This window comes from Mycobacterium sp. TH-M116 (assembly GCF_057473685.1).
The window spans coordinates 1-6114 of record NZ_JBYCLC010000060.1 but is presented as its reverse complement, the minus strand read 5'-3'; the positions used below and the strand labels follow the sequence as shown (position 1 = coordinate 6114).

Here is a 6114-nt window from a genome sequence, read left to right as displayed (position 1 = left end):
TCGGATCGCCCTACACGGCAATGCTTTTCATGGGCGAGGAGTGGGGCGCCTCGACGCCGTTCCAATTCTTCAGCTCGCATCCCGAACCGGAGCTCGCGCAGGCCACCGCTGAGGGCCGCAAGGCCGAGTTCGCCGAACACGGCTGGGACGCCTCAAAGAATGGGGACATCCCCGACCCGCAGGACCCGCAGACATTCCAGCGCTCCAAGCTCGACTGGGACGAAATGGAATCCGGCGAGCACGCCCGCCTGCTCCGGGTCTACCGCGACCTGATCGCGCTGCGGCACGACGACCCCGACCTGGCCGACCCGTGGCTGGATCACCTGGCCGTCGACTACGACGAGGACGAGCGCTGGATCGTGGTGCGCCGCGGCCGGTTGCGCATTGCGTGCAACCTGGGTGCGCAGGCGGTCACGGTGCCGGTCACCGGCGAGATCGTGACGGCGTGGGGCGAACCGGCAGTCGACGCCGAGGGCACCCTGCTCGAGGGTCACTCCTTCGCCATTTTGCGCGCGCAGACGTAAAAGCCCTTCCGCGGGCCTGTGTCGGGGGCTTTCGCGTCTGCTCGCGCAACTGCGGGGACGCGGCTACGAGGACTTGGCGTACCGGCGAACGACCTCGTTCTCCCCGAACGTGCTCGCGTGCTGCCGGCCGTGGTCATCCTGGCCGAAGAATGTCCACTGCTTCGGGCTTTTCTGCGGCTCGCCGATCATCTTCACCCTGAAGGGCAGATGGCTGGGCTCGATCGTCCCGATGGTGTCGCCGACCCGGATCTGGGACGGATGAATCTCGGGTGCGTCCATCCAGTTCTGTACGATCATGTCGTTCGTCCTTTCTCGCCACGAGTTGAGCGCGCCGTTGCGCATCGCCGACCAAGAGCGAATTCGTCTCGCACACCCGGCGAACACGTCTCAGCGGCGCGTAGGGTCTGCGTCAATCGGTCACAGCCGCTTCGGCAGGAGCACCGCGATCATCTGGCCAGCGCTGGCCAGAGCTCGCACTCTCGGTGCACGCTGCACGCATGATGTCTGCGCCGGTCCGAAATTCTTGACTGTCGCGTTCCACCCGAGCGACGGGAAGGGCCGCGGCTTGCCGCAACACCATCGTCGCCAGAGTGGCAGAGGTTCTGCAGGGCACCACCAGCAGGTTGGCGCAGGCCCGGCTACCGACGACCACCATCAGTCGCTGGCGCCCGACAACCCGGCCGGCATCGCCGACCCGAACCCGGTTCAGCGCGTCCAGGTCCGGGGAGCTTTCCAGCGACGACCAATTGACGCTGATGTCGACGATCTCCCCCAAGCGGGCGGACAGGGCACCCACCAGTTCGGGGAGCTCGGCCGCGATCGAGGAAGTGTGCGGCCACCACGCCCCGTCGACGGCCGAACCCAGTTCTGCAGCCAGGGCAAGCCGCACAGGGCTGGCCAGGCGGCGGCCACGTACCGCCGGGTTCATGGTGATGAGATCGTCATGACTGAGACGAAAGCAAAAACTGCGGCAAGGCGACCCGCTCGCAACTCCCGGTGACCCATCGACGATCCCTTCGATTCCGGCTGACCCGGCACATGAACGTGGGGATCGACAAACACAACCAGTCGGAAACCACCATTTGCGTTGCAGTCGCAACGAAAACGCAGATTCACGCCGGCTACCAAGAACTCGTGTTGAACACTACACCTCGCCGGCCGCAATCGCGTCGATTGAGCGAGACCGGGTTCCGAGGTCGATGTCCACAGCGCCCGACCGCCGCGTTCCCGATCCGACAACCCGGTCCGGGCCGGGCTCGCCGCGCTAGCCCGGATCCGGGTCCCTCGAACCCGCGCGGATCGACCCGCGCGCGGCGTACCGGATACCGGCGAGCAGCGGCATGGGGTACCGGGAGACCGTGTGCTGTTTCGCACCTGCGTGAATGCGAGGGCGGTAGCGGGCGACTTCGCGCCGGATCGAGGGCGCGAGCAGCGGCCCGAGCACCACACCGGCGCCGAGCGCCAGCGCCGTCCCCGCCGCCACCACCAGATCGCCGGCCCCGGCGTTCGGTTGCCCGTTGACCATGCCGACGAAGCTGCGGTAGAGGGCCATTCCGGGAACCAGCGGGATGATGCCTGCCGTGACAATCACCAGGGGTGGGACCCGGGCGCGGCGCGCACCGACGGACCCGGCCATGCCGATCGCGGCGGCGGCGACGAACGAATCCACGATGACGCCGGCCCCGAGCAGTTGCATCACGAAGTAGATCAGCGAGCCGGTCGCTCCCGCCGCGCCCGCCGCCAGCGCCGCCCGGCGCGGCGCGTAGCTCGCGACCGCCGCTCCGGCGGCTCCGACCGCACCGGCCGCGATCACCACGGGCAGGCGCAGGGGGGCGATCTGCAGGTCGGGGCTGACGCTGACGTCCACACCGGCCGCCATACCGATCCGCAGCGCGATGGTGACACCGACCAGGATGCCTGCCGAGGAGAGCGCGACATCCATCATCCGGGAGGCGGCGGTGAGCTGGTAGCCGGTGATGGCGTCCTGCACGGAGCCGACGCTGGTCAGGCCGGACAGCAACGCCACGATGTTGGACGCCACCACCACCGAGGGAGCAGTGGTGGCGGGCAGCCGATGGGCGGCGTCGAGCCCGACGGTGACGCCGGTGGCCAGCGCGGCGGCGACCACCTGCTGGAACAGGCTTGGCAGGTGCCGGCGGCCGAGGATGCGGCCGACCCGGTCGATCAGCGCGGTGGTCGCCGTCGCGATCACCACCGCCAGAGCTCCGGCGCCGAACAACAGGGAAAAGCCGCCGGCCATCACGCCCAGCGCGACGGTGCAAACCCAGCTCGGGTAGGGATGTTCGGCCCGTTCCAGCGCGTCCAACTGCTCCTGGACCCAGTCCAGTTCCGGTGTGGTGTCCACGACGCGCTGGGCGAGGTCGGTGGCCGACTGCAGGCGGGTGTAGTCCAGCGCCCGCGACGCCACCACGTACATCGCGGTGACCGGTGCGCCGGGCACCGCTCTGGGAATGGACACCGTGATCGCGTTCGCGGCGATGTCCACATGGGTGGCGGGAAGACCATAGGCGTCGGTGACCGCCATGATGGTGGACGCGACGTCTGCCGTACCCGACTGGCAGCTCAAGAGCAGTTGGCCGAGGCGCAGCGCGACGTCGAGAACTTGTCGAACCCTGGCCTCGTCGCCGTCTCGCATCGGGTGTGGCCTCCTAGGGCGCGCGAGCCTGCCCTGACCGGCCGCCGCATCGGTTTCCGCAGCCAGTCACCGCGGCATCGGAATGTCTGAAGGAACATCTATTCGACTACCCCGCCTGGCGCGGATTACAACAGGTAGCGGTACGCCGGCGAACCCGGCGCCAGCGGCTCGACGTGGATCTCGGTGGCCCGCATCCGCGCCAGCAGCCCGTCCAGGTCCGCGGCCGAGCCCAGTTCGATACCCACCAGCGCCTCACCGGTTTCCCGGTTGTTGCGCTTGACGTACTCGAACAGGGTGATGTCGTCGTTGGGGCCGAGCACCACGTCGAGGAAGCGGCGCAGCGCACCGGGCTCCTGCGGGAAGTCCACCAGGAAGTAGTGCTTGAGGCCGAGGTGGACCAGCGAACGCTCCAACACCTCGCCGTATCGCGAGACGTCGTTGTTGCCGCCCGAGATCAGGCACACCACCGTGGATCCGGGCTCGATGTCGGCTTCCAGCAGACCGGCGACCGCCAGCGCACCCGCCGGCTCGGCGATGATGCCCTCGTTCTGGTAGAGGTCCAGCATCGCGGTGCACACGGCCCCCTCGTCGACCGCGGTGATCGACACCATGTCACCGGCGGCGGCCAGCGCCGCGTAGGTCAGCGTTCCCGCGCGCCGCACCGCGGCTCCGTCGACGAACTGGTCGACGTGATCCAGCGTCACCGGCTCGCCGGCGGCCAGCGCGGCCATCATCGCCGCGGCCCCGGCCGGCTCGACGCCCAGCACCGACGTGTTCGTCGTGCGCTCGGCCAGGTAGGTGGTGATGCCGGCGATGCATCCGCCGCCGCCCACCGGGACGACCACCAGGTCGGGTTCCCCCCCGGGTTCGTCGAGTTGGGCGAGGAGTTCGACGGCGATCGTGCCCTGCCCCGCCATGGTCCGCACGTCGTCGTACGGCGGCACCAGGGTGGCGCCGGTGCGTTCGACGTCGGCCAGGGCCGCCTCGGCGGCAAGGTCGTAGGTCGACCCGCCCACGATCAGCTCGATGAACTCACCGCCGTGGTAGCGGATCCGGTCACGCTTCTGCTTGGGCGTCTTGGCCGGGACGTAGACGCGGCCGCGCACGCCCAGCCTCCGGCACGCATACGCGAAACCCTGCGCGTGGTTGCCCGCCGACGAGCACACCACGCCGGCGGCCAGCTCCTCGCCGGAGAGCTGCACCAGCAGGTTGTAGGCCCCCCGGATCTTGTAGGAGCGCACGATCTGCAGGTCTTCGCGCTTGAGGTAGACCCGCGCACCGGTGAGCGCCGACAGCCGATCGCTGAACTGCAGCGGCGTGGGCGCGACGACCTTGGCGATCCGTCTGGCCGCGCCATCGATGTCGACCGCCGAAAGCGGACACACCGGTGAGGTGCTCGGGGGATGGCTCAGGTGGGCGGACACCGCTCAATGGTGCCATGACCACCCGGGCGGAGCGTCAGCTGACGGGGGTCAGCACGAACACCGGAATCTGGCGTTCGGTCTTCTTCTGGTAGTCGGCGTAATCCGGATAGGCCGCCACGGCGCGCTCCCACCACGCGGCCTTTTCCTCACCGAACACCTCGCGGGCTTCGTAGTCGCGGGTGACGCCGCCGTCCTGCAGCTCCACCCGCGGATTCTTCTTGACGTTGTGGTACCAGACCGGGTTCTTGGGCGCGCCGCCGAGCGAGGCGACGATCGCGTACTCCCCGTCGTGCTCGACGCGCATCAGCGGCGTTTTGCGAAGCTTGCCCGTCTTGGCACCGACGGTGGTCAGCAGGATGATGGGCTTGCCCTGCATGTCCGCGGCCTCGGTTCCCCCGGACGCGGCGTACTTGTCGGCTTGTTCGCGGGACCAATCCCACGGGCTGGGTGCGTACTCACCTGAAAGCGGCATGCTGTCAACTCTAGGCCCGGTGGTCACTCTGTCCCCGCGAGGTCACTTTGTCACCGCGAGCCGGGGCGCGTGACGAAGTGCCCACCTTCGCGCGACAAGCATCGTGGCCGACGGAGTTGTCGCTCGGAGGTGGGCAAAAAGCCAAGTGCTCCCGGATTTGTGACTGGTGGGATTAGCGCGCCCTGGCGAACTCCGCGATGGTGTTGACCCGCCGGATGACCGTGGCGACCTCGTCGGCGAACTCACGCCGCCGGCGGGCCAGATTCAGGTCTAAGTCCGGGTCCTCGAAGCCGTCCACCAGCTCGCGATGCCGGGCCAGCCGCAGCGCCGTCTTGAACAGTTCCATCGACCTCGACTCGGCGCTGGCGATCCGGCGCTGCAGCTCCCACTGCTTGCCCACCTGCAGGCACTCCGCGAGAAAGGCCTGCTCGTCGAACGACTCGTCCTCGTAGCAGGCCAGCCGGTCGGCGACGACGTGATATGCGTCCAGGAACGGCCGCAACACCAGATGCGCGAGCAGCAGGTCGGCCTGTCTCAACAGCCGCCGCACCTCGGCGGCGCCGGCGGCCTTGGTGGTGTCCACCGGGTCCTCGGCCGGCCCGATCAGCCGCACTTCGTCGGCGAGTTCCTTCTCGAACTGCGCCCGTGCGGAGAACAGGAACTCGAATTTCAACAGTTCCCGAAGGCTCAGCGCCTCGTCACGCACCATCGCCGGCAAAACCGAACCGTCCGGGGAGGCTTCGGCGTTCTCCGCGGCGGCCAGCAAGGCCGTCTCCGCGATCGCGCGGTCGACCAGGATGTGGATCGCGGTGTTGCGGTAGAACGCCGCCACCAGGTGCTGGTCCTGACACATACCCCACACCGCTTCGGTGCCCGCGTCATAGACGCTCACCACGCCCGAGGCGACGAGTTGGTGCAGCGTCCACCGGATCGTCGAGCGATTGGTCAGGTCCGCCGCGCCGGCCACCGCCCAGTTGCGCGCCGCGATGTAGCTCGCCAGGGGTTGCACGGTGGCCAGAACTTCGTTGATCGACAAGG

General features: G+C 68.6%; 7 protein-coding genes. 1 reads left to right on the top strand and 6 read right to left on the bottom strand.

Annotated elements, in window-relative coordinates; genetic code table 11:
* Positions 1 to 524: DUF3459 domain-containing protein (locus AC2VOK_RS02895; RefSeq protein ID WP_428899146.1), on the top strand; the 524-nt coding region annotated here is incomplete at its 5' end.
* A gap of 63 nt (positions 525 to 587) precedes the next feature.
* On the opposite strand, the gene AC2VOK_RS02890 is transcribed toward AC2VOK_RS02895, so the two are convergent.
* The 6 genes from AC2VOK_RS02890 to AC2VOK_RS02865 form a co-directional block, all read right to left on the bottom strand.
* On the bottom strand, positions 588 to 821 hold the full coding sequence (locus AC2VOK_RS02890) for a hypothetical protein (RefSeq protein WP_428899145.1): 234 nt from the start codon (positions 819 to 821) through the stop codon (positions 588 to 590).
* 112 nt (positions 822 to 933) lie between these two features.
* Positions 934 to 1452, bottom strand: coding sequence for a DUF5994 family protein (locus AC2VOK_RS02885; RefSeq protein ID WP_428899144.1), 519 nt, complete (start codon positions 1450 to 1452; stop codon positions 934 to 936).
* A gap of 336 nt (positions 1453 to 1788) precedes the next feature.
* Positions 1789 to 3180, bottom strand: a complete 1392-nt coding sequence (locus AC2VOK_RS02880; protein ID WP_428899143.1) for a threonine/serine exporter family protein — start codon at positions 3178 to 3180, stop codon at positions 1789 to 1791.
* 125 nt (positions 3181 to 3305) lie between these two features.
* Complete coding sequence (gene ilvA / locus AC2VOK_RS02875) at positions 3306 to 4604, bottom strand: threonine ammonia-lyase (protein ID WP_428899142.1); 1299 nt, start codon at positions 4602 to 4604, stop codon at positions 3306 to 3308.
* A gap of 34 nt (positions 4605 to 4638) precedes the next feature.
* Entirely contained in the window at positions 4639 to 5076 is a 438-nt protein-coding gene (locus AC2VOK_RS02870) for a nitroreductase family deazaflavin-dependent oxidoreductase (protein ID WP_428899141.1), read from the bottom strand.
* Positions 5077 to 5248: 172 nt separating this feature from the next.
* Positions 5249 to 6114, bottom strand: an 866-nt coding sequence (locus tag AC2VOK_RS02865; RefSeq protein ID WP_486944282.1) for a lysophospholipid acyltransferase family protein, incomplete at its 5' end; no start/stop codon positions are given.

Coding starts and splice junctions, on each gene's coding strand:
- AC2VOK_RS02890 (WP_428899145.1), bottom strand. CDS start 821: ATGATCGTACAGAACTGGATGGACGCACCCGAGATTCATCCGTCCCAG.
- AC2VOK_RS02885 (WP_428899144.1), bottom strand. CDS start 1,452: ATGAACCCGGCGGTACGTGGCCGCCGCCTGGCCAGCCCTGTGCGGCTT.
- AC2VOK_RS02880 (WP_428899143.1), bottom strand. CDS start 3,180: ATGCGAGACGGCGACGAGGCCAGGGTTCGACAAGTTCTCGACGTCGCG.
- AC2VOK_RS02870 (WP_428899141.1), bottom strand. CDS start 5,076: ATGCCGCTTTCAGGTGAGTACGCACCCAGCCCGTGGGATTGGTCCCGC.